General features: G+C 63.4%; 23 protein-coding genes. 12 read left to right on the forward strand and 11 right to left on the reverse strand.

From position 1 onward, the window contains the following. Positions 1-481: 481 nt before the first annotated feature. The 4 genes from JS541_RS07340 to JS541_RS07355 form a co-directional block, all read right to left on the reverse strand. Complete coding sequence (locus JS541_RS07340; protein WP_214373801.1) at positions 482-1,858, reverse strand: hypothetical protein; 1,377 nt, start codon at positions 1,856-1,858, stop codon at positions 482-484. Further along, positions 1,837-2,538 (reverse strand): response regulator transcription factor, encoded by a 702-nt coding sequence (locus JS541_RS07345; RefSeq protein ID WP_214373802.1) that lies wholly within the window; start codon positions 2,536-2,538, stop codon positions 1,837-1,839. Before JS541_RS07345 ends, JS541_RS07340 begins: the two co-directional genes overlap by 22 nt. 216 nt (positions 2,539-2,754) lie before the next feature. Beyond that, the gene (locus tag JS541_RS07350; RefSeq protein WP_240539278.1) at positions 2,755-3,807 is read right to left on the reverse strand and encodes a Fic family protein; all 1,053 of its coding nucleotides are present in this window, start codon (positions 3,805-3,807) and stop codon (positions 2,755-2,757) included. Positions 3,808-4,064: 257 nt separating this feature from the next. Next, the gene (locus JS541_RS07355; RefSeq protein WP_214373803.1) at positions 4,065-4,700 is read right to left on the reverse strand and encodes a GNAT family N-acetyltransferase; all 636 of its coding nucleotides are present in this window, start codon (positions 4,698-4,700) and stop codon (positions 4,065-4,067) included. A gap of 232 nt (positions 4,701-4,932) precedes the next feature. Between JS541_RS07355 and JS541_RS07360 the strand changes: the two genes are divergently transcribed. The 7 genes from JS541_RS07360 (at position 4,933) to JS541_RS07390 (ending at position 13,462) form a co-directional block, all read left to right on the forward strand. Then, positions 4,933-7,137: a hypothetical protein gene (locus tag JS541_RS07360; protein WP_214373804.1), complete on the forward strand. Its 2,205-nt coding sequence runs from the start codon at positions 4,933-4,935 to the stop codon at positions 7,135-7,137. A 96-nt stretch (positions 7,138-7,233) separates the two neighbouring features. Next, positions 7,234-7,887, forward strand: a complete 654-nt coding sequence (locus JS541_RS07365) for an ABC transporter ATP-binding protein (protein ID WP_214373805.1) — start codon at positions 7,234-7,236, stop codon at positions 7,885-7,887. 13 nt (positions 7,888-7,900) lie between these two features. Further along, on the forward strand, positions 7,901-9,997 hold the full coding sequence (locus JS541_RS07370) for a hypothetical protein (protein WP_214373806.1): 2,097 nt from the start codon (positions 7,901-7,903) through the stop codon (positions 9,995-9,997). 3 nt (positions 9,998-10,000) lie between these two features. Further along, positions 10,001-10,657 (forward strand): ATP-binding cassette domain-containing protein, encoded by a 657-nt coding sequence (locus JS541_RS07375; RefSeq protein WP_214373807.1) that lies wholly within the window; start codon positions 10,001-10,003, stop codon positions 10,655-10,657. A 29-nt stretch (positions 10,658-10,686) separates the two neighbouring features. Further along, complete coding sequence (locus tag JS541_RS07380) at positions 10,687-11,706, forward strand: hypothetical protein (protein WP_214373808.1); 1,020 nt, start codon at positions 10,687-10,689, stop codon at positions 11,704-11,706. After that, complete coding sequence (locus JS541_RS07385; protein WP_214373809.1) at positions 11,703-12,773, forward strand: hypothetical protein; 1,071 nt, start codon at positions 11,703-11,705, stop codon at positions 12,771-12,773. Before JS541_RS07380 ends, JS541_RS07385 begins: the two co-directional genes overlap by 4 nt. 14 nt (positions 12,774-12,787) lie before the next feature. Next, positions 12,788-13,462, forward strand: coding sequence for an ABC transporter ATP-binding protein (locus JS541_RS07390; protein ID WP_214373810.1), 675 nt, complete (start codon positions 12,788-12,790; stop codon positions 13,460-13,462). 40 nt (positions 13,463-13,502) lie between these two features. Here JS541_RS07390 and JS541_RS14770 read toward each other — a convergent pair whose 3' ends face one another. The 6 genes from JS541_RS14770 to JS541_RS07420 all read right to left on the reverse strand — a co-directional run bounded on the left by JS541_RS14770 (position 13,503) and on the right by JS541_RS07420 (position 18,846). Continuing rightward, positions 13,503-14,240, reverse strand: coding sequence for a hypothetical protein (locus tag JS541_RS14770; protein ID WP_236036858.1), 738 nt, complete (start codon positions 14,238-14,240; stop codon positions 13,503-13,505). After that, positions 14,237-14,917, reverse strand: coding sequence for a helix-turn-helix domain-containing protein (locus JS541_RS14775; protein WP_236036857.1), 681 nt, complete (start codon positions 14,915-14,917; stop codon positions 14,237-14,239). The genes JS541_RS14770 and JS541_RS14775 overlap by 4 nt, the downstream gene beginning before the upstream one ends. A 487-nt stretch (positions 14,918-15,404) precedes the next feature. Continuing rightward, positions 15,405-16,487, reverse strand: coding sequence for a hypothetical protein (locus tag JS541_RS07405; RefSeq protein ID WP_236036856.1), 1,083 nt, complete (start codon positions 16,485-16,487; stop codon positions 15,405-15,407). 11 nt (positions 16,488-16,498) lie between these two features. Beyond that, positions 16,499-17,101, reverse strand: coding sequence for an ATP-binding cassette domain-containing protein (locus JS541_RS07410; RefSeq protein ID WP_214373812.1), 603 nt, complete (start codon positions 17,099-17,101; stop codon positions 16,499-16,501). Continuing rightward, the gene (locus JS541_RS07415; protein ID WP_338023588.1) at positions 17,091-18,134 is read right to left on the reverse strand and encodes a peptidoglycan-binding domain-containing protein; all 1,044 of its coding nucleotides are present in this window, start codon (positions 18,132-18,134) and stop codon (positions 17,091-17,093) included. The genes JS541_RS07410 and JS541_RS07415 overlap by 11 nt, the downstream gene beginning before the upstream one ends. A gap of 70 nt (positions 18,135-18,204) precedes the next feature. After that, the gene (locus tag JS541_RS07420; RefSeq protein WP_236036855.1) at positions 18,205-18,846 is read right to left on the reverse strand and encodes a hypothetical protein; all 642 of its coding nucleotides are present in this window, start codon (positions 18,844-18,846) and stop codon (positions 18,205-18,207) included. A 173-nt stretch (positions 18,847-19,019) separates the two neighbouring features. Between JS541_RS07420 and JS541_RS07425 the strand changes: the two genes are divergently transcribed. The 3 genes from JS541_RS07425 to JS541_RS07435 are packed head-to-tail and all read left to right on the forward strand — an operon-like array spanning position 19,020 to position 21,714. Beyond that, positions 19,020-19,676 carry a response regulator transcription factor gene (locus tag JS541_RS07425; RefSeq protein ID WP_214373813.1) on the forward strand — a complete coding sequence of 219 codons (657 nt, stop codon included), beginning with the start codon at positions 19,020-19,022 and terminating at the stop codon, positions 19,674-19,676. Beyond that, positions 19,673-21,070, forward strand: a complete 1,398-nt coding sequence (locus tag JS541_RS07430; RefSeq protein ID WP_214373814.1) for a HAMP domain-containing sensor histidine kinase — start codon at positions 19,673-19,675, stop codon at positions 21,068-21,070. Before JS541_RS07425 ends, JS541_RS07430 begins: the two co-directional genes overlap by 4 nt. Beyond that, on the forward strand, positions 21,067-21,714 hold the full coding sequence (locus JS541_RS07435) for a pyridoxamine 5'-phosphate oxidase family protein (RefSeq protein WP_214373815.1): 648 nt from the start codon (positions 21,067-21,069) through the stop codon (positions 21,712-21,714). The genes JS541_RS07430 and JS541_RS07435 overlap by 4 nt, the downstream gene beginning before the upstream one ends. 60 nt (positions 21,715-21,774) lie before the next feature. Here the strand turns inward: JS541_RS07435 and JS541_RS07440 are convergent, their stop codons facing one another. Further along, positions 21,775-22,266, reverse strand: coding sequence for a winged helix-turn-helix transcriptional regulator (locus JS541_RS07440; protein WP_214373816.1), 492 nt, complete (start codon positions 22,264-22,266; stop codon positions 21,775-21,777). Positions 22,267-22,553: 287 nt separating this feature from the next. Between JS541_RS07440 and JS541_RS07445 the strand changes: the two genes are divergently transcribed. Both JS541_RS07445 and JS541_RS07450 read left to right on the forward strand, forming a co-directional pair. Next, on the forward strand, positions 22,554-23,948 hold the full coding sequence (locus JS541_RS07445) for a UTP--glucose-1-phosphate uridylyltransferase (RefSeq protein ID WP_214373895.1): 1,395 nt from the start codon (positions 22,554-22,556) through the stop codon (positions 23,946-23,948). Between the two features lie 148 nt (positions 23,949-24,096). Continuing rightward, on the forward strand, positions 24,097-26,046 hold the full coding sequence (locus JS541_RS07450; protein ID WP_214373817.1) for a WYL domain-containing protein: 1,950 nt from the start codon (positions 24,097-24,099) through the stop codon (positions 26,044-26,046). The last annotated feature ends 40 nt before the right edge of the window (positions 26,047-26,086 follow it).

A 26,086-nucleotide genomic window follows, 5' to 3' on the forward strand; every position in this document is an offset into this window, starting at 1 on the left:
CTTCATAGGGATGCAGAACCTCGGTTGATGTTTTGGTGCATGTGGAGGCCGAATGATGGTGCCGCGTTGACGGATTCATCGATGAACAGGTTGACCCTGACAGAGGTACGTGGAGGCCGGGTCCCATGAATGACAGGGGGCGTCGGTCGACCTCGTATCCTCACCGGGCGGGCTTGCGGCACATCATTCTCGAGTGGCCCGATGACTTGGGAGCGACGGAGGTGGTGCGCTCTATGCTTGTGCAAACGGAATCCGGCAATCCGACCACATGCACGCCTCCGGGTGCAAGAAATTCGGGGAAAGAGGCCGATCATCCCGAATTTCTTGCGGTGAGCGTCAGTCAGTGTAAGAAATTCGGGACGACTGGGCTGATTTCCCGAAATCCTTGCGCTGCGGATTGCTCAGTGCAGGAAATTCGGGAGTATGGAGTTGATTTCCCGAATTTCTTGCGCCGGACACGGAAAGGAATGGATGAGCGCCTTCATCGGAAGTCGTCATGCAACGGACGACCGTCGTTTCGTAACGGTTTCATCATCTTCGATGATGCCGGCAGAGCCGCATGCAGGATCCACGTGCCGTCTTCGGCGGACGTGCTGATCGAACCGCCGAGAGTGGCGAACCAGGTGCGATGCAATGCCAGTCCCTTGCCGGAGTGGGGTTTGTCCGGCAACAGCGATCGTGTGGCGATGTCGTTGACCTGATCGACAGACAGGCCATCACGGTTGCGGCGCACGACCACACGGTATTCGCCGGACGGGTCGCCATGCACGGCGATGTTGGTGTACAGCTCGCGCAGCAGGTCGATCACGGCGGACTCGCGTTCGTGGGTAACGTCAGCCGTATCCGTCGGCTTGTCCGTGGTCGGATTGTCGATCAGCGTTGAATCGCCGGCGAAACCAAGCCGGGACAGGTATCGGTCGCCGTGGTCCAGTACGTCATGGATACGCTCGGGGAACGTGACGCACGACGAAGAAGCCGCAGTCGAGTTTCCGATTTCGATATCGTCGTCTCCGGAATGTCCGGTGTTGCCGTCGTCGGTGCCATCTCTCCGATATGCGTCACCGTCGCCGTGATCATCCCCGATGCGATCGTGATGTGATCCGGTATCAGTGTCCTCACCGTCCCCGTCGAGCATGTCGATGACCGTGCGCACCTCGCCGAGCGTGTCGATCGTGCGCCGGTACAGATCATCGAACAACGCCGTATGTTGCTCGTCGTTCGTCGAACGTGACCGTTCGTAGTCCAATCGCATGGCCATGTACGCGAGCTCGCTCGTCACCGCGTCGTGGATGCGGCTCGCAGCCCGCGCGTCGCGGCGCATGGCTTCCACCTGTTCACGCTCTCGCTCATAGCGCAGCCGGTCCTGTTCCGCCTGTATGGCCACGGCCCTCCACGACATCGCACGGCCGAATGCATACGCGACGAAGAACGACACCAGTAGTATCACGTAGTCGCCGAACGGGATGCCGGCGCGCGCCGAGACCATCCAACGCACCGCGGCGATCAACGGCGGCAACAGCCGCCACCATCGCGACCGACCGTACCGTCCGGCAGCCGCCAGCGCGACCCACATGCCGTAGAACAGGCTCGCCCCGCTCATATCCGGCAGGAACGCGCACCCCACATACGTGACTGCGACCGCCACGCTCATCGGCAACGGAAAGAACGGCAACACCAGCAGGCACAGGATATGGATGACCGTGAGCACCGTGGTCGCCACGAGCTGCGCGGGATACTCGAACATCTCCAACACCGTCAGACCGGCGGACAGCAACACGACGCACCACATGACCGGCCCTACGCCAGCGGCACGAACACGCTCACCCGCGCGGCGAACTAATCCTGCAACATCAGCCATTCGGCCACCGCCTGCGTCCGATTCCGCGCGCCCAGTTTCCTCGCCGCGCGCATCACATACGTCTTCACCGACGACTCGCCAACGCCAAGCAGCTCGCCGATCTCGCGCGAACTCCGGCCCTGCGCGCACAAGCGCATGACCTCACGCTCACGCTCCGTCAACGACGCGACGGCCGTGGCCGCAGTCGCCGAGCGTGTAGCGGAATCGCTATCAGCGCCGGTATCATCATGTTTCGCGAGCAGCGCATGCGACTGCGCGGCCGTCAGATCGGACACATACCGGGTGCGCGGCATACGACCGTTGACCAGCGTGACCGCCGCATCGCAGACATCCTTCACCCGCGCCTTGTCCATCACGCACTGCGCGCCCGCGGCCAGCGCGTCGGCCGCGTAATGCTCCAGCGAGAACGACGTAACGCCGATCAACGCGACATCGGCCGTCGCCGCACGCACCTGCCGGCACACCTCGACGCCGCTCAACCCCTCCAACGACATATCCACCAGCAGCACATCCGGACGCGAATCGGCCGACAGGCAGCGGGCGACCGCATCCCGGCCACGCCGGCACGCCCACGTCACGTCGACCTCGGGAAGATCGCGATGAACCAGCAACGTCAGCATCGTCAACGTCAACTGGTCGTTGTCCACCATCCCAAGACGGAACCGTCTCCTGTCGTACATACGCCACCATCCCATAACAAATCCGGTCAACGGACATCATATCGACGGCTCATCGTTGGTCTTCTCCCATGATCGCGGTGCGCATGGCGCCCGACAATTCGTATCGTACCGGTCGTTGCCCGGTGGCGATGATGGTTTTGTCTCCGACAAGGGCATCCAGCGCATGATTGGTTCTGTTCCGCCCCAATCCCATCGATTCTCGCAGCCGCGGTCTGGTTACGCTGTGGGGGGGGCGATCCCGAAGAGTTCTTCTTGGATGAGTGCGGCTACGATGTTCGTGGCATCGTCGTTCCAGTCCCGTTCCGAACGCAGTCGGTCGAGTGCCGCGAACGACCGCAGCAGTATGGATCGTTTGATGGACAAATCGTCGATGATGCGCCGTTGCGCTTCGGTGACGAATTCCATCATCCGATATGAGAACAGGCTGGCGTCGAGACGGTTCAACGGGTGCTGCGCGTCCTCGAACGCCTTGTAATACCGGTTCTTGCCGTCGGAGATGACCGGGCTGAGACTGATGGAGGTCGGCACGCTCAGATGCTGTCGAAGCTGGAGGGCGAACAGGAACCGGCCGGTACGACCGTTGCCATCGTAGAACGGGTGGATGTACTCGAACGCGAAATGGCACATGGCGGCGCGGATCAATGGCGGCACGTCCCGGTTGCGGGTGAGCGCGAGCCATTGCGTGAGCGCGACCTTGATCTCGGATTCCGGTGTGACGCCGGTGTGGACGCGCCGCCCGGTCGTGGGCTCGTCGATGTACACGGGGCCGTTGCGGAACAGGTCGCCGTCCGGTCTGTCGTTGTCGTCGAGTTCCCCGGCGACGACCTTGTCGTAGATGCCACGGATGTCCCCGAGCGTTTCCGGCAGCGCGTAGCGCGCGGGGTCGTCGTCGCTGAGCGCGAGGAACAGGCGGGCGAACTCGCTGAACCGCGCATGCCCTCCATGTTCCGTGGCGGCCTCCAACGCGAGGCTGATCTCCTGCCTGGTGGATCGCACGCCCTCGATGCCGTTGGTGCTTTGCATCTCCTCGCCGATGAGATCGTACAGGTACGCGCGTCTGGCGATCGGCGGCAGCGCGTCCCATAATGCCGCGACCCGCGTCTCCCGCTCCCGGATATCGTCCGTGATGGTGGCGAGTTCGCGGAAGTTGACGACGAACAGTTCATGCCCGCGCAGGGTGATGCCGGAGCGGAACGTGCTCCACCCGTCAAGACGCCGCAAATATTCTTCGTCGGCGATTTCCTCCGGCCTCTTCGTTGACCGGCTCATATGCGCGGTCTGTCTGATGCTTTTTAGCCTGTTCCCATATGCGCCGCTTTCCAGTCAGTCGACCATTGCAAGGGTCGCAACAATGATGCTATAGGTCGTTTTTGGCAATATCGACCTATAGACAGTCTATATCGTGGTGGCTATCGGTTGGTATTGGTCATGGCGACGCATATTCACGGGGAAGGATCGGATGTTTACGATTCCCCACGGCGTTTCGACGAACGATTTGGGTTAGCGCTGAATCGTCTGCCGCGAACCTACCGGATGGTTCCGCGCCCCGTCTGCCATTCGCCGGCGGTGATGATGCGGAGGGTCTCGTCATGGTATTCGTCGATGAGCGGGAAATGGTTGTGCTTCGATTCGCCGGCGACCTGCATGCCGCATTTCTTCATCACGCGGCCGGACTGCGTGTTGTCCGTGTAGTGCGCACCCCACACGGCGTCGACGTGCAGCGTGTCGAACGCGTAGCCGAGCACGGCGCGCAACGCCTCGGGCATGTATCCCTTGCCCCAGAACGGGCGGCCGATCCAGTAGCCGAGTTCCAGCGCGTTGCCGCCGACGTGCCGGGCGTAGCGTTCGTCAATCGTGCAGTCCGGCCCGTTATCGATGTGGCGGAGCGGCTTCAATTCGACGCAGCCGACGGGTTCGTCAACGTCGGCATCGATGTCTTCCGCCGCGGCGTCCCGAATGGTGATGGCCCAGTTGTGCTCGGTCGGGGAGAACACGTCACGGATGACGCGCATGCTTTCTTCGATGTCCTGATGCGGTGGCCAGCCGCACGGCAGACCGATCCGCGGGTCCGAAGCGTACCTGAACAGGGATGCGGCCTCGGAACGGTCTTCGATCTTCCATGGGCGAAGCAGCAGACGCGCGGTTTCGATAATGTCGCTCATCGTACCTCCCAACTATTTGGCATGCGAATTCCAGACCAACGTTACAACAGCGCACTCGGATATGGGGGAGACCCGTCCCCGGCCGGCGGACCAAGCACAGCGAGAACCGCGCGCATCGTCCTTACGGATGATGCGCGCGTTCATCCCCGCGCCCGATGGATGGCTCCTGCGAACCGGAAGATCATGGAGCCATAACATTCGTCGCGAGGTTGCGGCGGGGAAGGGGAGCAGCATGAACAGGCTGTTGAAGGTCGCCGTCTGTGTGTTGATGGTGGTGTTGGTCTCATTGGCCGGGTTGATGTCGGTGTTCGTGTTGGGTGACGGGTATTTCACGGCGATACGCGAGTATCCGAAACAGGGTCGCCTGTTGTCGTTGTCCGATGTGCCGCATGACCGGTCCGACCGGACCCTGAACGTGCTGCTGGATGCGGTCGGCGCTGACGGTGGTGTGGTCGTGCGTTCGGATTTGCTGACGTCGCCGGTGGATGGTTCCGCGGGCGGGTACCGGTTGGGCGTGTACGGTGACGTGACGGCGCATGCCTCGACGATGCGACTGCGGTATCTCGGCGCATCGATATTGGATGAGCATAATCTCTCCCGGCTGATGACGGCGACGAATGAGAACGCGACGTTGGGATTGGACCAGGTGCGTCCGGACATGATCGCCGACCTGCCCGGCACGCGTACGGGTGTACGTCTGGTGGTGATGCAGCTGAATGCGTTGGTGCGTCAGTCCGGCACCGTCAACGGCGACTATCGCATCGTCGGATTGGACGACGGTCAGTTCCGGGATCTGGTGTCCCGCGTGAGCGAGGCGAGCGGCATCGCCGGCGACCAGTTGACGTCGGCTTCGTCAGGTTCGTCGTTCACGGACAGTTTCATGACGCTGGTCACGCTGGCGTTGATCGCCGTGGCGTCGCTGGCGTTGATACTGATCGTGGTGTTGGGCACGTTCCAGGAGTTCTCTCGCCTGGGCGTGTACATGCTGCTCGGATGGTCGCGACTGGGGTACGGGGCCGTATTGTACCGTCCGTTCCTGCTGTTCCTGCCGGTGATAATCCCGATCCCCGTCCTCATCATCGGCTGGGGGTTGAGCGGATTCCCGTTCACGCCGCAACTGGCGTTGGCCATGCTGGCGCCGAGCCTAGCCACGGCCGCGATCGTGCTGCTGGCGTTGGGTTGCGGCGTACTGGCGTTGCTGTCGGTGCGGCCGGTGGCGGCGATCCGCAACCGTGTATCGAAACGGGCGATGCTGGTCGTGATCGCGATCGTGTACGTGCTCGCGTCGGCCGGACTGGTCGCCGGCGCGCACGCGGTGGACGCGCCGATGGCCGGCGTCCGCAACCTGACGCAGGTGAGCGCGCAATGGAGCCGATACCGGTCGATGCGCATCCTGTACAAGGACTCGCGCGGCACGAACCACACGTCGACGTCCGGCCTGTCCGACGACCATGCGAAGGAGATCTACGACTGGTACACGTCGATCGAACGGGAAGACGGCGTATACCTCGCCAACACCCGATACTACGGCCGCAGCCTCGTCGCATCCTGGCGGCACCTCTACCAACAGGTTCCCGAACAGGCGTTCTGGTACTTCACCATGTCCCCGAACTACCTCGCCGCGCAAGGATTCACCGTCGACCCGAACGTGGCGGCGCGGGCCGAAGCGGGCGAACGCGTCTACCTGATCCCCGACACCATGCCGCAGAATGAACAGGAACGCATGCGCGGCTACCTGACCGAAACCAGCATGAAATACAAGGACTGGGAAAGCCCCATCCACACCACTTTCATGAACACGGGCGCCGTCGGCTTCGTCACCTACCATCCGTCCACGCCGCTGTTCACGTGGAGCGACGACCCCGACCAGCCTTCGGACGTCACCGACCCGGTGATCCTGTTGGCCACCGGCGCGAACATGACGCCGTTCGAGACGGAAAGCCTCGGCGCGGTCGGTCTGACGAACAGCTACATCAAACTCGACGCGGCCGCCGCCCAACGGTACACGGCACCGGGCTACCTCGCCAAGTACCATCTCGAAGACAACAATCCGGTCTTCCGCACGACCGCCGACTTCATCGCCGGCATGCGCAAAAGCCTCACCGAATTCATGCAGCTTTTCGGCGGCCTCGCCATTACCGCCATGATCTTCCAACTCATCGGCGTCGCCACCCTATGCCGCATCTACGCCATGACCTACCGGGAGACCATCGCCGTCAAACGACTACTCGGCTACCCACTGCGACGCATCTTCGCGCCGGCCTTCACGCTCATCATCACCGTATCGGCCATCGTGTTGCTCGCAGCGCTGCTGCTGGGGTCGCAGGCGGGCGTCATCGCGGCCGCCGTGACCATGCTGTTCCAGCTGGTCCTCATGACGGTCCAGTCGCGGACGCTCGCCACGAGCCAGCTGCAGACCATGATCAAAACGGAATGAACCGCCGCATTCGCGGACCGGCATTCCGGCGTCGTTTCAACCATCACTCAACCACACTCAGCCGTTTTCAACCAGCGCTTATACAAGGAGCATCCCATGTCCACGAGCATCATCGTCAACGATCTGTGCAAGACCTACGGCAGCCGCACCATCCTGCAGCACCTGTCCTTCACCGTGCCGACCGGCGGCAGTCTGGCCATCATCGGCCCGTCCGGCTCGGGCAAATCGACATTGCTCAACATCATCGGACTGTTGGATTCGCCCACCGGCGGCACGGTCACACTCGACGGGCAAAAACTGCCGGACATCAACAGCGGCAAGGCGACCATGCTGCGCCGCACGACTATCAACTACCTGTTCCAATCGTATGCGCTCATCAACGATCTGAGCGCCCTCGGCAACGTCATGCTCGGCATGGCGTTCATGCCCGGCGGCAAGCAGGTCAAGCAGCGCAAGGCCAAAGCCATGCTCACGCGACTCGGCCTCGGCAACGTCATCGACGACAAGGTCGCGACCCTGTCCGGCGGCGAACAGCAGCGCGTCGCCCTCGCCCGGTGCATCCTCAAACCCGGCGACGTGCTCCTCGCCGACGAGCCGACCGGGGCGCTCGACCACACGCTCGCCCAGCACGTCTTCGACGAGATGCTCGCCCTGCAGCACGAATACGGCAAGACGCTGATCGTCGTGACCCACGACACCGGCATCGCGCAGCAATGCGACCGGGTACTGGAACTGCGCCACGCGGCATGACAAGGAGATCGTGATGCGAGGTAGGACCATTCAGCTTGCGGTGCTGGTGGCGGTGCTGGTCGCCGTTATTGGTTCGTTCGTGATGCTCAGCGGGTTGGATGCCGTGGCGCCGTTGGGTGTGCAGGGCACGGTGCAGGTGTCGGGGTCGACGCCGTCCGCGCCCAGTTCGTCGACCATCGTGGGGATCGAACGGACGGCCGGCGACACGGGCGCCGACATCGTCAAGCTGGTGGAGGATATCAAAGACCCGGGCGGGGCCCGCACGCTGTATGTGGCCGTCGGGAACCGGTCGGGAGAACCGGCCCGTTGGCTGGCCGACGGGTATCCGGGGTTCACGCGTTCGATGAACACGACGGTGCTGCCTTTCGGCCGGCTCTCGGGGCAGGACCCGCGCGGCAGCTACTACGTGTACGGCGATCCGGCCTCGACCCGGGCGTTCGCCGAGCGGTTCCGCACGGACGGATACGACGTGGATGTCAAGACCGACTACACGGCTTCGTACGCGCAGTGGCTGAGCAATCAGCCGCTGGGGGTGAGTTTTGCGGTGACGGTTCTGCTGTGCGCGATGCTGGCGGGCATGTTCGCGTTGATGAACGTCAAAGGGTATGCCGTGCAGCGCCTGCAGGGCAACTCCGACTGGAGCGTCATCGCGCGTGACGTCCGCGCCAACATCCGCCAGGCCCTGGCCTCGACTCTGGCTGTGCTGCTGGGGTTCATGGGATTCCTGGCCATGTACAACCATGCGTCGCATATGGGCGCGGCGTTGGCGTTGGCGGCCGGTGTGTTCGCCGTGTTCCTCATGGTGATCGTCGTGGCGTATCTCGTCGGGTTTGCGGTGGCGTCCCGTTCGTCGATGCTGGCCGCGCTCAAGGGACGTCTGCCGGCGCGTTTGGCGTCCGGGCTGGTCTACTGCGTGCGCGTGCCCGCCGTGATCCTGGCCGTCTGGGCGGCCGTCTACGCGGGGATGGCCGCAGGCCAGGCCTTGGACCAGGCCGAAGCCCAACAGGCATGGGCCACGGCGGGCCGTGCCAGCGCCATCAGACTCAACCCCCGGCTCTCCTCGGATGAGCAGGACCGGTATTCGGCCGCGACGGGCCAATGGCTGATCTCGCAGGAGCGACAAGGCCGTATGATCCTCGCCGAGGAGGGATACACGCTGGAACAGCTTTCCGCCTTTGCGAACCAGACGGGCTCGTCCGCGGACGGTACGGCTTCCCTGTCCGGGGACGTGCTGATGGTGAATTCGAACTATCTGCACGCGCAGACGGTGCAAGACGCCTCGGGCCGACGGATCACACGAGTGCCGGACCATGGGGTGCTGGTGGTGATACCCGCCTCGAAACAGGATCAACGCGAGAGGATCGAGAACATCGTACGGGCGTTCATCGGCTCGCAGAGCCAGATGCATGGCGTCGCAGCACCCCGGATCACCGTGCTGACGGGCAAGCCCGGCCAGTCCCTGTTCGGCTACGGACAGCAGAACATGCCGAACCAGAAGACCCTGTTCCACGACGCGGTGCTCGTCGGCGTGGATTCCGGCACCGGAGTGTTCTCGCCCGACGACTACACGGCTTACGCCTCCGGAGGCAATGCCATGCTCACCGACCCGGATCAGGCGCTCGTCTCGCTGCGCGAGGCCGGACTGCAGCCGTTCATCTACGCCGTGAGCAGCGTCAGCGCAAAAGCGGCCGCGGACTTCGCGAAACTCCGGGCAAATCTGCGCACCCACCTGATGAACGTGCTCGTCGCCATCGCCATCCTCATCGCCTCGGCCATCGCCGCCGCCCAGACGCATGTGCGCAGCGGTGCCCAACGCATCTTCGCCCGCTACGTGCACGGCTGGAGCTTCCCGGCCACCCACCGGCTCGCGATCACCGTCGAAACCGTCCTGGCCCTCACACCGATCCTCTACTCGGCATATCTGGTCATCCAAAGCGGGCTGCGCTCCGGAACCCCCACGGGCGCCCAGAGCGTCGCCGACATCTACCTGCTGGGCGGCTGGCAGCCCGCGTTCATCGCCATGGTCACCATCGTGAACATGCTCATCTACCTGCTGGCGACCGCGCGCTACGAGCGCGCCCTCGCCGCCAATCACTCCAGAGAGGAATAAACCATGCACGACCACCACTCCCTGCCCGGAGCTCCCATCACCGCCACCAAACTCGAGAAGACCTTCGGGAAACGAACCCTGTGGCGCGACCTCACGTTCCGCATCGAACCGGGACAGATGATCGCGCTGACCGGACCGTCCGGCTCGGGCAAATCGACGTTGCTGAACATCATCGGCCTGCTCGAACACGCCACCGCCGGAACCCTGGAATGCGGCCCGGACGACCTGACGGCCATGAACCCGCGTCATGCCAGGCTGTTCCGTAAACGCACCCTGGGCTACCTGTTCCAGGACTACGCGTTGATCGACAACGCCGACATCGAACAGAACCTCGACGTGGCAATGCACGGCACAGCCATCCGGCAGGACAGGCGAGACCGAATCAGCCGGGCATTGGACCGCGTCGGACTCAAGGGACGCGAGCACGACCCCGTCTTCCAGCTCTCCGGCGGCGAACAGCAGCGCGTCGCGTTGGCGCGCCTCATCGTCAAACGGCCCGGCGTCATCCTCGCCGACGAGCCCACCGGCGCCCTCGACCATGACAACGCCGACATGGTCATTCACACCCTGCGCGACATGGCCGAGAACGGCGCCGTCGTCATCATCGCCACCCACTCCGACCACGTGGCCGAAGCATGCGATTGGACCATCCAACTGTGATGCGCCGGCACAAGGTCGGAGGGCGTTGCATGGATAGGTCATTTCCGAATGGGTTCCGTGTCTCCATTGCCGTGGTGTCGTTGCTGTTGGGTGTGTTGTCTTCATTTCTTGCGTGGGCTGTGTACTGGGGCGTTCTTGATTGGCGTGGTTCGCAATGGGGCATGTCCGATGCGCGGGCGCAGCTGGTGTTGACCGCGTCGGCGGATGCCGGGCACGACGAGGGGAAGAGTCTTGAGGCGACGCGTGATCTGGCCGAGTATCTTTCCGGTCATGGTATTTCCTTGGTGGAGGGTTCCGTGGGGGATGGCTGGCCGGCGATCGTGTTCCAGTCGTCGGGGTCCTCTATCGGATGGGCTGATGCGCTTCCGCGCGGATACCGGGACGTGGACAGTCGCGCGGCCTGTGTGATCGAGTCGTCGTTCTCGGCCGGCCAATGGCGCGAACATGGCGACGTGCCGTTGCTGCCCGCGGGGTTCTCGATCGGCGGTGTCGTCAGGGTTCCGGGGGTGAACGCGGGCGGCAACCTGCAGTATGTGCTCCCGTTGGGTGCGGTTCCCTTGTTTCCCGGCAGCGTGTACGTGAATACGAGCGACCCGCAGCGGCTCCGGGAGATCTCGGACCTGTTCGCGCGCTGCGGCATGGACGTGACGCAGCCGCAGGCTCAGTCGTTGTGGTCGTCCCTTGCCGGTGACTCCTTCGTGGGCATCACCTTGCTGTTTCTGGTACTGGCGTTGGTCTGCGCCTGCGTGTGCGTCATGACGATGGAGACGGCGAGGAGGGCGGACCTGCATGTCAGGCGATTGTTCGGCGCCACCGGCAGGCAGGTGTGGGCGGGACGGGTGCGCGCGGCCATCGTCCCGGTCGTGACGGGCGTGCTGGCGGGAACCGCGTTGAGCGCCGTGCTCATCACCGTGGTGTCGGGCAGGACCGGCATCGGCCCGGCCGTCGCGTTCGTCGCGGCCTTCGCCGTCGGCACGATTCTGACGGTGTGCGCGACGGCGTTGGCCGAGTGGCTCGGCATACGATCGAATGACGAGGTGGAACGATGATCCATGAACTGATGACCGGCGTCCGCATGGGATTGAGACGATGGGGATCGATTCTCGGCATCACGCTGCTCGTCGTCTTCGCGGGAAGCGTGTTCACGATGACGCTCAGCGACGTGCTGACCGAGTCCAGCGTGATCGGCGGCGAGGCTCGTCTGCGGGCCGCCGACGCGGTCACGTTCTCCCCGCAATACCTCCTGCAGTCCCCGAGCAAGACGGACCCCAAGGTGGCGGATGGCCTGCGGGACATGCTGGAGCAGGGCAGGGCGTACACCGCGATCGTCAACAACATCGAGATCGACGATCCCGGGTTCGCCAACGGCATACCGGCCATCGTCCTGATGGGCAACGTCGATGACGTGTTCCCCCGGCTTGGCCTGTGCTCCCACGCGCCCTGCGCGTCCATCGGCTACCGGGTGGACCGGGCGCAGGCGCCCGACAGCGTGCATATCGCCGGCGCCGACGTCAAGGTAACCGGCACGCTGCCGGCCTCGGCGGCCATATTCGACCCGAACACCGCCGGCCTCAACCTGGACCGGACCATCGTCATCCGACTCGACCCGAGTTCGCTGAACCGGCTCAACGACATCGAACTCGAAGAGGCGGTGACCAAAACGGTCATGTTCAACCCATCCCGGACCCAGCTCGACGAATTCATCACGGGAAGCCGCGACGCCGGCCTGATACTCGTGCCGCACCGGCTGAACACGGAACAACCCCAACGGGACAAGGACCTCATCGTGCGCGCGCTGATGTACCTGCTCGGACTGTCCGCCTTCCTCGCGCTCACCGTCATCGTGATCATCCAATCATTGTCCGTGACCCTCGCGAGGGAACAGCCGCCGATGCTCGTCCGCCGGCTCTACGGCGCCACCGCCGTAGGCGAGGCGGTCCGCGTCGCCGGACTCATCCTCAGCATGCTGCTGCCCGCCGCCGTGGTACTGGCGTGCTTCCAGCTGATAGGCGAACCGGTGGCCACCGCATCCCGGACGATGATCGCCGTCATCCTCGCCATGGCGATCCTGGTCTGGACGATCGCCGTACGACGCGCAACCACACACATCCAATGAAAGAAGCACCGACCATGCCACAGACGACCATAGACGCCAGAAACCTGACCAAACGATACACGGACGGGCAGGCGCAGCTCCTCGCCGTGCACGACGTATCCCTGCACGCCTCGGCCGGGGAGTCGATCGCCATCATGGGACCGTCCGGATGCGGCAAATCCACCCTGCTGCGCATGATCGGACTGTCCATGAAACCCACCTCCGGCTCCCTGCTCCTGCAAGGACGCCCGGCACCGGAAAACGACAAGGACCGGTCCGCATGGCGCAACCGCATGTTCGGCTTCATCCCGCAGGACTACGCGATCCTCGAAGACGAGCCCGCATGGGCCAACGTCGCCATCCCCATGGAATACGCACACCCCAGGATCAGGCGCGCCGAACGCCGGCAACGCGCCACGGCCGCACTGGAACAGGTCGGCCTCGCCGGCAAGGCGCGACGCATGCCCGGGCAACTGTCCGGCGGCGAAAGGCAACGCATCGCCATCGCCAGGGCGACCGTGATGCACCCGGCCATCATCATCGCCGACGAACCCACCGCGGCACTCGACACGCACACCGCCGACACCATCATGACCATGCTCCTCGCGCAATGCAAGCAAGGCGCCACGCTCATCCTCGCCACCCACGACCCACGCGTCGCAACCCAATGCGACACCACCCTCACCATGCGAGACGGCGCATTCCTCTGAGGTCGCCCGCAAGGTATCGACCAAATCTACAGGAGATGATTTACCATGTGGCAAGCGTTTCAATGGTGTCGAGCCCGTCTTGACGGTGTGATTCGTCAAGGTTGTCCCAATAAGGTGAATCCTCGGTGAGCTTGTCGTGCAGGAGTTTGATGCGTCTGCGATCGGTGTTGCTGTGCAGGCGCATGAGTTCAGCGTCAGGGTCCGGGATGAGCGACGCAAGCATGGCTGCATCATAGAGGTGACGTTCACCGTAGCCGGCGTGGTCGGCGCTGTAGGCCGCGCTCTTGAGTATCAGTGCGCCGAGCAGGTCCGGGATGCGGATTGCGGCTTCGATCCCGCTTTGGTCGTCGATGAGTCCGACCTGCATGCTGCGTTCCACGGCCTGAGCGCCGCCCGGCATGGACAGCACCGGCGTACCGGCTATGGTCGCGTCAGTCCCGAGGAACTTGGGCAGGTGATCGGCGACCAGCAGGTCCACAATGTCTCCGTTTGGCGCGCTCATGCGTGTCGTGTATCCGGTCAGCGTGCCCGGTTGCGTCTCGAACCCGCGGGCAGCGAGGATACCGCGTAGCTTGGCGATGCCGCGTCGGTCGGCTATGAGGTCGGCGAGCAGGTCGGCGTCGGTGGTGGGGCGCGCGGTCAATCCTCCCATGATGGCGTGCAGTTGGACCATGAGTCCGCCCGTGAGCAGCCATGATTCCGGGATGTTCGCCGCGGCGACCGCGTACACGGTGCTCCATGGATGGCCCGTGTTGGGGATGTGGATCGTCGGAATCATGCCTGATGCTCCTTGCAGTGGTAGTCGTCGATCAGCTGTTGGAGGGTTTCCAAGCCGGCGCGACATTCTCTCGGGTCGTTGGATTCGGCCAGATCGGCCGCACATACGCCGAGAGGCATAGGACCCTCACCGGCGGGAAGACTATCGACGACATGGAGCCGCACCCGGACTGGCGTCGCACCCTGTTTCAACCGACATTGCCGAATGACGTCATCCAGAGCATCGGCGGTGACGTAGCCTTCCACCACGTCTGTGGCGGTCAATTGGAACGAGGTGGCCAATGCTCCGGTGGCGGCGGAGGGACGGATGAGGGTTTCGACCTTGGTGAGGTTGGAATCCCGGCACCAGTATTCGACCATCGTCGCGCGCCTGCGCGTGAGACGGACCAGACTCTCCACATCCATCTGCCTCAGATATCCCCTGAGCCGGTACCGCTGCTGCCGGCCCAGCCGCGGGGTGTCGAGCCCGCTGATCATATACAACGCGGCAAACGCCATATCCGGCGAATACGGACGCCCGTCCGCACCTTGCCACTGTGCTTGACGGCGTACGGAATCCTCGGTGATCAGCGTGCTGTTCCCTACGGGAAACGATTCAAGCTGGCCTGTGGCGCAAAGCGCGTTGACTCGTCTCTCGCTCACTCCGAGTCGGCGTGCGGCTTCCTGCCGTGTGAGCAATGTCCGATTCGTTCTAATAGCCATGCCCCTATTGTATACAGAACTATTCTTGATCATGAATAGTTCTGTATACAACGAGTAATAGGACATCTCAATGCTCATTCGAGCATAAGCGGCCAACATCCCACTTCAATGAAGTCTGCAGCGGATTGGTTGCGTTTTAGTGACGGCATTGGATGGCGATGTACGTCAAACCGTGATCGGAATAACCTCTGCCGTTGCGGGATGTCACGCGGAAATCGCCGTCATAGTGTTTCTCGTCCCGGTCATCCCCGCGCGTAGCACTCCCCGAATATGACCTGCACAAGGTCCCACCAGCTGAATGGAGGAGTAGAGATACCTCTTGCGGTGCGGCAGAAGAGGATGCGTCTTATTCCCGCCGTATCGCCGTCGATGGCTACGATCGTCGGCAATCGAACATATCTGATTGTGATTCAAGAAGTAAGAAAGAAATCAGATGTGATCGATTTCTTTGCTCCGACATGCCTCAGCGTTCTTTGAAGTAGGTGAAGAGGTGTCGTTCCTTGATGTGGAGGGTGGTGATGGTGGTGGCGAGTAGGTAGGCGGCGCCTGTGGTGATGGTGGTTTGTATGGCGTTGAGGGTGATGGTGGTTCGGTCGGTGGCGTCGATGAGGAGTCTGGCGGCGGTCATGTCGATGGGCAGGCTGATGGCGGTGGCGAGCAGGATGGTGATGCCGGTTTCGATGATGATCTGCGTGGCGAGTGCGGGTTTGGGGACGCCGCAGTGCAGTGCGGAGGCGATTTCGAGCCGGCGGCCGCGTATGAGCAGGTATCCGATAATGAGGGCGATGAGCGCGCCGCAGGCGGGCAGGATGCGTGTGGAGCGTTGCCGGTAGAGGGTTTGTCCGTCGAAGCCGTCGCCTTTGGTGGTGTTGAGCTGGCCGAGGGTGGGTGCGTCGTCGCCGGTGGTTTTCGCGTTCGGGGTGAGGGTGGACCAGAGGGCGTTGCGGGTCTGGCTGGTTTGCGGCCAGGTCTTGGCCCAGCAGGCGTCGAACGTGCCGGTGGCGGGTGTTTCCTCCATGAGCGCGTACGCGTATCCGGGGGTGCGTCCGTCGTCGGGGTATTGGTAGACGCCCTTGACGTGTGCGGTGCGTCCGTCCGCGAGGCCGATCGTGCCTCCGGTGGTGGTGCCGAGCGTGTCGGCGACTTGCTGGGAGGCGATCAGTCCGGTCGTGTTCGCGTCCTGTTTCGTGTCGAGGAGTTTGGCCAGTCCTGGGGTGATCTGGTAGAGGGGCGTGGTGGTGTCGGGCAGGGCCGCGAGGGTGAGCGGGTCGGCTGCGCGGATTGCGCCGGCGGCCTGGACGCCTGTGAGGCTGGTGAGGCGTTCGCAGGATGCCGCGTCGATGCCGTCGGGCGCGTTGAGTACGAGGATGTCGGCCCCGGATTGCCGGTATGCGTTTGCCTGGTCGAGGATGGCCGATCCGGCGGCGATGTCCATGATGCCCATGCCGGCGGCGGTCAGGGCCAGGGCGAGGACGGCCGGGGCGAGGCGGGCGGCGCCGCTGGTGATGGAGCGCCATGCCTCGGAGATGACGGAGGTTGCTTTCATCGTGGTGTGGTTCATTGGTAGTTCTTCAGATCGATGATGTCGGTGCATGCGTCGCGCGTGTTCGGGTCGTGGGTGGAGACCACGACGATCGTGTCGTTGCGGGCGATGCGGGAGAGGGATTCGCTGACCGTGGCCGCGGTGTGCATGTCGAGCTGGGCGGTGGGTTCGTCCACGAGCATGAGCGAGGGTTGGGCGGCGAACGCGCGGGCGAGCATGAGGCGCTGGGCCTCGCCGCCGGACAGTTCCGCGAACCTGCGGTCGGCGACCCGGGTCAGGTTGAACCGGTCCATGAGCGTGCGCGCCTGTTCCTCGGCCTCGCGGCGCGGGAGCCCCTTGGCGAGCAGGGGCAGGCTGACGTGGTCGATCGCGGTGCGTTGGGCCACGCCGTGCGGGTTCTGGAAGATCCAGCGCATCGAGTCGATGCCCTGTCGGGTCACTTGGCCTTCGGCGGGCGTGGTCCAGCCGGCGATGATGCCGAGCAGCGTGGACTTGCCCGCGCCGCTCGGCCCGGTCAACGCGTACACGTGTCCGGGCATGAGGCTTGCGGTCAGATCGTGGAACAGGAGCGGGCCGTCGGCGTACCGGTGGCCGACGTGGTCGAGGTCAACGCGCATCGCACGCCGCCTGTCCCGGATCGGCCTTGATGCGCGCGGGCGCCTTGCCGTCGATTGTGACCAGCGTGCGGCCCAACGAGCTGCCGGCCACGTGCGCCTTGACGCTCGTGCCGTCAGTCGCCACCACGCACCCGTCGCTGCCCTTGAGCCCGGTGAGCGCGGCCGCGGGCACCGAGTACACGCCGATCGGCTCCTTGAGCTTGTAGGTCACGGTCACGCTCGTGACGTCCTCGCCGTCCTTGCGCGCGCCCGTGTACGTGGACCATCCGGCCATCGCCTGAAACGCGGCCTGGTCCGACACGATGCCGTCGTCGCCGATGGGATAGTCCTTGCCGTTGATCTCGACCACGCGATCGCCCTGGATGCGGCCGTCCGGCAGGGACGCGGCCTTGACCGACGCGACCCCGGCCGTGGCTTGGAACGCGGGCGAATCAGTCGAATCGCCGGTCACGGTCGAACCCAGCGACGCCGCGCACGACACGCTCATCGCCTGCGCGGGCAGCCACACCGCCAACGCGCGGGAGAACGCGCCCTGCTGGACCCTGGCCGTCGCCGCGGCCGTGCCGGCGTTCGCCGCGTACAGGCGACGCCACGCGTCCCACGTGGCCCAGTCGAACACGCCCGACCGGGAGCCCCCGTAGCCGAGCGCGGCCAGCTCGTCCTGCAACGCCGTCACGTCGTCGCCCTTGTCCCCGTACGTCAGATCACGATACAAGGGCGTGTCCGTGTGCAGGCTCACCAATGGCGTGCCGTCCACGTCGTACTCGTGCGAGCCCGAACGCACCACGCCGTCCGCGGGACACGACGCGAACGTGACCCTGCCCGACACCGGGAACGCGACCCCGCCGGCCGGCGACGCCGTCACGTCCACGTTCAGGGAACGCGCGTCGTCGAACTCCTCCGACCCCAACGCAAGACTCCCCGCATCCGGGGAAGCCGACAGGGACGGCGGCGTCGCCATCCGCTCCAACCCCACGGCCAATCCCATGCCGGCAGCCAGGCACGCGACCATGCACGCCACCACGAACCCCACGCCGTTCACCCGACGACGTGTGCGAGCACTACTATTCTTTCCGGATCGAAACACGAGCAGCACCCCCTCTTTACTTGCTCGGGTTCGCCAGGCACTGGGAGAACGCGTCCGACGACGTGTCCAGCTTCGACGACCCCTCGGGCTTGCCCATCTCGGTCAGGTAATCCTGCTTCGTGAACGAGTCCGGCACCAGCTTACGCCGCTTCAGGCAACCCACGACCAGTTCGATCTCGTCCGCGTCCGACGGGTTCTGCACCATACGCTCGTACAGGTCGCGGATCTGCAGGTTCGTGCCCTTCGCGCACGCCATACTGTCCTCGTTCGCCCTGGCCGAATCGTAATTGTCGTCCGTATTCATGTGCTCCTGCATCAACCCGGTGGACTGGTCCGTGTCGAACTCCACGTCATCGCCCTTGGCGGCCATGCACTCCTGGTACTTCTCGTTCGCCTCCCGGTAATCCGACTCGCTGATCCTGCCCGCCTTGACCGCGCGTTCCAGCACACCGCGCTCGAAATCGCTCGACGCCGACTGCAACGCCTGCTTCAACTCCGCCTCATACGACGACGATCCGGAAGACGACGAAGACGAGGAGGAAGCCCCGTCCGACGCGCCGGCATTCCCGGAACCCGGCATCGAACACGCCCCCAAACCCAACACCACCGACAACACGTCGGCAGCCGCAACCACGCGCAGCATCCGCTTCGACAGCATGATGATGTGCTCCTTTCGTTTGAACATTGATGTGACGGGAACACACCGTATGAGCCGGTTCGATGGGTTTTGCCGGTTTCGACCCGGTTCCGACCGTTTTTGACCGATTTCCGACCTCGTTCGCCACGGCCGATATGATGTGCCGCAGCCAATCAACCGGAAAGGAGACGTCGATGCGCGTGCTGGTCGTCGAAGACAACGTGAACCTCGCCGACGTGGTCGGCATGGGATTGCGCATGAAGGGCTTCGACACGACGGTCGTCTACGACGGGCGCGACGCGATCGACGAACTGGACGGCGCGCGATGGGATCTGCTGATCCTCGACCGGGACCTGCCCGGCGTGCACGGCGACGAGATCTGCCGTCGGCTGCGGGCGCGACGCGATCCCGTCCACATCCTCATGCTCACCGCCGCCTCCCGCACCGACGACATCGTGCAAGGACTGGGACTCGGCGCGGACGATTACCTGACCAAACCGTTCGCGTACGCCGAACTGCTCGCCCGCGTCGAAGCCGTCCAGCGGCGGCTTGGCCTGGCCGATACCGGACCGTTCGTGCGGGGCGGGTTCCGGGCCGATTTCCGCACCGGCGACATCAGCATGAACGGCGAGCCATTGCGCTTCGGCCAGCGCGAGCTCGCCGTGCTGCGCATGCTGGTGGAGGCGCACGGCGCGGTGGTCGGCGTCGACCGCCTGTACGACGAGATCTGGCAGGACGACCACGCGCACACGAAAAGCATCGTCAAAAGCACCGTGTACACGCTGCGGTCCAAGATCGGCGACCCGGACCTCATCGAGACCGTGCCCGGACAGGGATACCGCATATCATGAACCAACAGCACGCCACGCACGAACCGCAATCATGTCCGCGCGTTCTTCGCCCATCGCGATGGTCGACGCGAGGCCGTCTGACCGCCACGATCGTCGTCGCGTTCCTGCTGCTGACGACCGCCGTCACCGCCGGCACGTTCCTCATCGTGGACCGGCAACTGTCCACCATAACGGTCGGCGGCATCGACACGAGCACGGACTCCGAAAGCGCGGACAAGTCGCTCCGCCAACCATCCTCGAACGCTACTGACGGCGACGAGTCCGGCTACACATCCATCCACGTCAACGAGGACAGGGGAGACGGACTGTCGCTCAAGGCGACGGCGGGCGACGACCGGACGCGCGATCTCATACTCGCCACGACCATCGCGCCGATTCTCGTGTTCGGCGTGCTGGCGGCCATACTCACATGGACCATCACCACCAACAGCCAGAAACGCATCAACATGGTGGCCAGACAGATCACGACCGCGGACGGGCCATTGTCCGCACGCCATGCCGTCAGCATCCCGGAACGCAACGACGAGGCCACGACCATCGCCAATGCCTACAACGCCATGCTCCACGACCTGAACGACTCCATCGAACGGGAGCGACAGTTCATCGCCAACGCATCCCACGAACTGAAAAACCCGCTCGCCGCCACCTCGGCCGCCCTCGAAATACCACTCGACGCGGGACTGTTCGACGACGCGACCCGCCCATTCGTGCGCAAGGCGCTCGACGCCAACCGCAGCGGCACGGCACTCGTGCTCCGACTGCTCGAACTCGCCCGCATCCAACACCTCGACCACACGGATCTCACCCGCATCGACCTCGCCGACGTCGTCTCGGACGTTCTCGACAAGGAACACGACGCCCTTGCCCCGCTGACGGTGACGGCGTCGCTCGCGCCCGCGACACTGCAGGTGGACCGCATACTCGTCAGCCAACTGGCCATGAACCTCATCCTCAACGCCGCACAACACAACATCCCCGGCGGCAGCATCGACATCACCACCGCAACCAGCCATGACGACGGCAACGACTATGCGACGCTCACCATCGCCAACACCGGCAAGGACCTCACCCGGATCGACCCGACGGAACTGCTCGCCACGTTCAACCGTGGCCCGGACAGCAGAATCAGCAACCGGCACGGCACCCCCAACCACGGACTCGGCCTATCCATCTGCGACGAGATCGTCCGACTCCACCACGGCACCATGAACCTGCACGCCAACCCGCACGGAGGGCTGACCGTCACCGTGCGACTGCCTGACACGAATGCACGCCGATCTATGCAGCCGAAACCGCACATGGACAGCGCTGTGTCATCGGATATGCAGCCCGTCGGTATAGCATGTTCCTCATCGACAACGACGACCGAAGACGGGGGGAACGACCGATTATGAGCGCGGACAATACCGGCAACGCCAACGATCCGATTGACGGCGGATGCCGGCCGAAGCGGCGGGACGACGAACGCACGGTCGCCGGCGAACACCGGCGTATGCGGCGGGCGGATCGGGAGATCGTCAACCATGAGCAGATAGCTGAGATTATCGGTCGGTGCGACATTGTCGACATGGCATACATGGACGCCGAAGGACCGACGATCGTGCCACTGAATTTCGGATACGATTACAACTCTGCGACCGGCGACCTCACGTTATGGATACATTCAGCGCCGCGCGGTCGCAAGCTCGACGCGATCCGTGCGGCCAGCAACCGCCTGCCGGTGTCGTTCGCCATGCGCACCGACTGCGAGGTGATCGAGGGGCGGACCGCATGCAACTGGGGCGAGGCGTTCACGTCGATCGTCGGCAACGGCGTCGCCTCGATCGTGGACGATCTCGGCGAACGCCGTCGCGGCCTGCAACTGCTCATGGCGCATCAGGCGCATATGCCGCACGTCGAGTTCACCGATGCGCAGGTGATGAGCGTCACAGTGTGGAAGATCACGGCAACCCGGCTCACTGCCAAATCACACGCAAAACCGGATCGTGGCAGCCGTGTCCGTACCGAACGGCCGGGTGGCAGCGCTCCCGCTGCATGACAAATGACGTTACAGATCCGGCGTTGCCGTTGCAACGCGAAAGGACAATGCCGGATCTGCTCATTCCTCGGCGTCCGCGCATTCCTGGTTCGCGGAAGAATCACACTGTTCCTCGGTCTCCTCGCGCTCCAGTGTGTCGGCGTCCGGCTGCTCTTCATACCCGATGACCTGCCTGTGGATCAGGATGTAACGCTGCGCGCAGCGGGCGGCATCGGCGTATATCACGGCGTACTCGTAATTGGCTTTGGCCCACAAATGCAGTGCGGCGACATGCGGCAACGCGCTTTTGCCGACATCAGTCAGCATGTATTGGGCGTTCGTACGCATGCAACTGTTCGCCCGAATGGCCACCACTCCCGCTCGTTGCAATCGTGTCAACGTGTTTCTCGCCTCACTCTCGGGCATGGAACGCAAACGTTCGCATATTTCCTTGAATGTCAGAGGCCTTGCTCGCAACAGTTCGATGACCAGCACCGACCATTTACCGGAAACGGCTTCAAATAAATCAAAATAATGATGTTCGTCGATATTCACGTTATGACGACCTGCCATATAACCTTCCATTCTCACGTCGTTGTGCTATCTCTGTCTATGCCAAGGTTGTCATAAACATTTTTCCAGCATACGGCAAGCTTTGACAAAAGACACTGGCACATCGACACGCGCGCGTTGCGGCATGGCGCGACACGCAGCGTGCCGTCGCGTTCACCAATTGTTTACGAACACCCCCTTATCCATGTGTGACCGTCAGACGATTTTCGGCTAGACTGTTCATCAGTTTTGTTCGTTTTCCGAAAGGATGCGCAGTGACCGACGTGTTCGATCTCTCTGCAGAGAAGATGCATGCCAAGGGCATGAGCGATGTGGCGATCTCGCAGTTCAAGCGACTGTACGACGTATGGCGCAACGAGGAGGCCAGCAGCTGGATCCGCGAATCCGATGTGGAGCCGCTGACCGGCGTACCCAGCTTCCACGACGTCTATGAGACCATCGACCACGACAAGGCGGTGGACGCGTTTTCGAAGACCGCCTTCCTCAAGCTCAACGGCGGCCTCGGCACCTCCATGGGCCTCGAATGTGCCAAGTCGTTGCTGCCGGTGCGCCGACACAAGGCCAAGCAGGTGCGCTTCATCGACATCATCCTCGGCCAGGTGCTCACCACCCGCGCACGCCTGGGCGTTCAGCTGCCCCTGACGTTCATGAACTCGTTCCGTACGTCGGCCGACACCATGAAGGTGATCCACCGCAACCGCAAGTTCCACCAGGACGACATCCCGGTGGAGATCGTGCAGCATCAGGAGCCGAAGATCGTGGCCGCGACCGGAGAGCCGGTCTCGTTCCCCGAAAACCCGGAGCTTGAATGGTGCCCGCCGGGGCACGGCGACCTGTTCTCCACGATCTGGGAGTCGGGTCTGCTCGACAAGCTCGAGGAGCACGGTTTCAAGTACCTGTTCATCTCGAACTCCGACAATCTGGGCGCCCGGCCGTCACGCACCCTGGCCCAGCATTTCGAAAACACTGGTGCACCGTTCATGGTCGAGGTCGCCACACGAACCTACGCCGACCGCAAGGGCGGTCACATCGTGCGAGACAAGGCCACCGGACGTCTCGTGCTGCGTGAGATGAGCCAGGTGCATCCCGACGACAAGGCCGCGGCCCAGGACATCCGCAAACACCCGTACTTCAACACGAACAGCCTGTGGATCCGCGTGGATGCGCTCAAGGCCAAGCTCGCCGAATACAACGGCGTGCTGCCGCTGCCGGTGATCCGCAATCACAAGACCGTCGATCCGACCGATCCCGACTCGACCCCCGTCATCCAGCTCGAGACCGCGATGGGCGCGGCGGTGAGCCTGTTCGACGGCGCGATCTGCGTGCAGGTCGATCGCATGCGCTTCCTGCCGGTCAAGACCACCGACGACCTGTTCATCATGCGTTCCGACCGATTCCATCTGACGGACTCGTATGAGATGGAGGACGGCAACTACATCTTCCCAAACGTCACGTTGGATCCGCGCTACTACAAGACCATCGCCGATTTCGACGAGCGGTTCCCCTACGGAGTGCCTTCCCTGGCAGCGGCCAATTCCGTCACGATCGCCGGCGACTGGACGTTTGGCCGCGACGTGATCCTGTTCTCGGATGCGAAGCTCGCCGACCAAGGAGAGCCGAGCTACGTACCGAACGGCGAATACGTCGGACCGCAGGGCATCGAGCCGGACGATTGGGTGTGATCGGGGGTCTGAGAAAGTAGGCCGACAGGAAAAAGGCGGTTTTTTTCTCGAAAATGCCGCCTTTTGCATAAATTGCCTCTAATATAGAGTGAGGTGTTGCCGTTACGGCGCGCACTTATAACGAAACGTTAACGATACGTGAGGACTAATGGCAGAGGGAACCAACGGAAGGCGGCGTTTTTCCGACAAGTGGGGCAAGCACGAGCTCGACGTACTGGCTGTGTTGTCATCCGCGTTTCCGCAGTGGCTTACCTCCCGTCAGATCGCGCAGCGCGTGAAAGCGTACGCGGATTCGTATGGTGAGCTTGCGGATCAGGCGGCCAAGGCGGCATTCGCCAAGCAATTCCAGCGTGACCGTGCCAAACTGGCGGCTATGGGCATTGCCATCGAATCGCGACAGCCGGAGTATTCGTCCAAGTCGGAAGGTCAGGATTTCGCGTCGTACCGTCTGCAGCTTGGCGACGAACCGCGCATCCGTCTGCACTTCGAGCAGGAGGATCTGCCGGTGCTGGCTGCGGCGAACTATCTCGCCCGTTCCATCTCCGTGTCCTCCACGTCAGCCAAGCAGGAGCAGCAGGCGCAGCAGCATGCCTCACGCACCACACCTCGCGTGCCGCAAACCCCTATCCCAGGTCTGGGTCTTGATTCGATCGCTCCCGGCCTAGGTACACAGACCATTCCCGAGACACTGGTCAAGGTGATCGATTCGCGCCGGTTCGCCGCGACTGTGGACGTCGACGGCGAGCATATCAACGTCGCGTACACCGACTCCGACGATCTGGCGATGTTCGTGCTCGAGCATCCGGGAGCTTATGTGGTCAGCCCGCCCGAAGCGGTGGCTGCGTTCCATCGTCGTCTTGATGCAGCCACACAGTTCGCGATCGCCGACGAATCGTCCGGTGACAACAGCGCGACCGTCGTCACCTCGGCGATCAGCAGCCATCACGACCGTTCCGGGGCGGATGATGACGACGATCCCGAACTGTCGAAGGCGCACCAGAAGAAGAGCGCCTCGTTCCAGACTGGCAGCGAGGTCGATCGTCGACTGCGTCTCATGCTGTTCCTGTCCGCGCATCTTGGCGAGGAATATTCGCTTGCGGAACTCGCCGAACGCTTCATCGGCAAGGCGAAGAGCGAGGACGAGCTCAAGAAGTTCGTGAACGTGATCCACAAGGACATCAACACGCTCACCACCGTGTCCGATGACGGGGAGATGGCCGGTAGCCAGTTCTTCGACATCGACTGGTCGCTGCTTGACGCCGAAGGCATCGTCTCGGCCACGAATTCGCTCGGTTTGGAGCGTCTGGCCGGCATTTCGCCACAGTATCTGAGCTTGCTGACCGCATCGGTGAGCTACTTGGCGCATTCGCCGCTGCTGCCCGAAGAACAACGCGATCAGGCACGTTCGCTGTACGAGCGGTTGCACGCGCACGTCGTGCCGGGAGAGACCCCGTGGCTGAGCTTGACCGGGTACGAGCTTGAGCCGCGCAGCTTCTCCGCGGTCAGGCGTGCGATCTCCACCGATTCGCTGCTCGACATGGAATACACGGACGGCGCGGGCCGTACCCGTCGCAAGCTCGTCGCCCCTGCGAAGATCTTCGTGGATGAGGGCGTGTACTATGCGGCCGTATGGACCGACGTCGCGGATGTCGCGCCGAAGGACAAACAGCATCTGGTCGTCAAGGACACGCGCATCAACAAGGCGAACGGCAAGCCGCGCATCTGGCAGGTGCTGCGTCTCGCCCGCATCGAGCGGGCCGAACTGGTCAAGCCGACCAAGCCGATCAGTATTCCCGATGTGCCGGTCAATGAACTGCGCAAGTGGAGCTTCGACAACGGCACCGCCGCGGTGTTCATTACCGATCAGCCGGATCTGTCGTTCCCCAAGACGCTGTCCGGCGCCACCGTCGAGCCGTACGGCGACGGGCAGAAGGTGCATCTGACCGTGTCGTCCGACTCGTGGTTCGTGGCGTTCTGCATCGCGCACGCCCGTCACATCACCGCAGTGGCCCCTGAGACGTTACGCACGATGATCGTGGCCCGTGCACAGCGTGAGCTCAGCGTCAGCCAACACGACAGCGAAGAATCCGGCGAGTAGTCGTATCGGAAACCGCGTAGCGGACAGGTGAAGGAGGGGA

The organism is Bifidobacterium sp. SO1 (assembly GCF_018555335.1).
Lineage (GTDB): Bacteria > Actinomycetota > Actinomycetes > Actinomycetales > Bifidobacteriaceae > Bifidobacterium > Bifidobacterium simiiventris.

Bases quoted from the DNA above. Each gene is read 5' to 3' on its own strand.
- JS541_RS07405 (WP_236036856.1), bottom strand. From the start codon at position 16,487: ATGAAAGCAACCTCCGTCATCTCCGAGGCATGGCGCTCCATCACCAGC.
- JS541_RS07350 (WP_240539278.1), bottom strand. From the start codon at position 3,807: ATGAGCCGGTCAACGAAGAGGCCGGAGGAAATCGCCGACGAAGAATAT.
- JS541_RS07385 (WP_214373809.1), top strand. From the start codon at position 11,703: ATGATCCATGAACTGATGACCGGCGTCCGCATGGGATTGAGACGATGG.
- JS541_RS07355 (WP_214373803.1), bottom strand. From the start codon at position 4,700: ATGAGCGACATTATCGAAACCGCGCGTCTGCTGCTTCGCCCATGGAAG.
- JS541_RS07390 (WP_214373810.1), top strand. From the start codon at position 12,788: ATGCCACAGACGACCATAGACGCCAGAAACCTGACCAAACGATACACG.
- JS541_RS07445 (WP_214373895.1), top strand. From the start codon at position 22,554: ATGCATGCCAAGGGCATGAGCGATGTGGCGATCTCGCAGTTCAAGCGA.
- JS541_RS07435 (WP_214373815.1), top strand. From the start codon at position 21,067: ATGAGCGCGGACAATACCGGCAACGCCAACGATCCGATTGACGGCGGA.
- JS541_RS07345 (WP_214373802.1), bottom strand. From the start codon at position 2,538: ATGTACGACAGGAGACGGTTCCGTCTTGGGATGGTGGACAACGACCAG.
- JS541_RS07430 (WP_214373814.1), top strand. From the start codon at position 19,673: ATGAACCAACAGCACGCCACGCACGAACCGCAATCATGTCCGCGCGTT.
- JS541_RS07375 (WP_214373807.1), top strand. From the start codon at position 10,001: ATGCACGACCACCACTCCCTGCCCGGAGCTCCCATCACCGCCACCAAA.
- JS541_RS07370 (WP_214373806.1), top strand. From the start codon at position 7,901: ATGCGAGGTAGGACCATTCAGCTTGCGGTGCTGGTGGCGGTGCTGGTC.
- JS541_RS07420 (WP_236036855.1), bottom strand. From the start codon at position 18,846: ATGCTGTCGAAGCGGATGCTGCGCGTGGTTGCGGCTGCCGACGTGTTG.
- JS541_RS07365 (WP_214373805.1), top strand. From the start codon at position 7,234: ATGTCCACGAGCATCATCGTCAACGATCTGTGCAAGACCTACGGCAGC.
- JS541_RS07450 (WP_214373817.1), top strand. From the start codon at position 24,097: ATGGCAGAGGGAACCAACGGAAGGCGGCGTTTTTCCGACAAGTGGGGC.
- JS541_RS07360 (WP_214373804.1), top strand. From the start codon at position 4,933: ATGAACAGGCTGTTGAAGGTCGCCGTCTGTGTGTTGATGGTGGTGTTG.
- JS541_RS07340 (WP_214373801.1), bottom strand. From the start codon at position 1,858: ATGGCTGATGTTGCAGGATTAGTTCGCCGCGCGGGTGAGCGTGTTCGT.
- JS541_RS07425 (WP_214373813.1), top strand. From the start codon at position 19,020: ATGCGCGTGCTGGTCGTCGAAGACAACGTGAACCTCGCCGACGTGGTC.
- JS541_RS07440 (WP_214373816.1), bottom strand. From the start codon at position 22,266: ATGGCAGGTCGTCATAACGTGAATATCGACGAACATCATTATTTTGAT.
- JS541_RS07410 (WP_214373812.1), bottom strand. From the start codon at position 17,101: ATGCGCGTTGACCTCGACCACGTCGGCCACCGGTACGCCGACGGCCCG.
- JS541_RS14770 (WP_236036858.1), bottom strand. From the start codon at position 14,240: ATGATTCCGACGATCCACATCCCCAACACGGGCCATCCATGGAGCACC.
- JS541_RS07380 (WP_214373808.1), top strand. From the start codon at position 10,687: ATGGATAGGTCATTTCCGAATGGGTTCCGTGTCTCCATTGCCGTGGTG.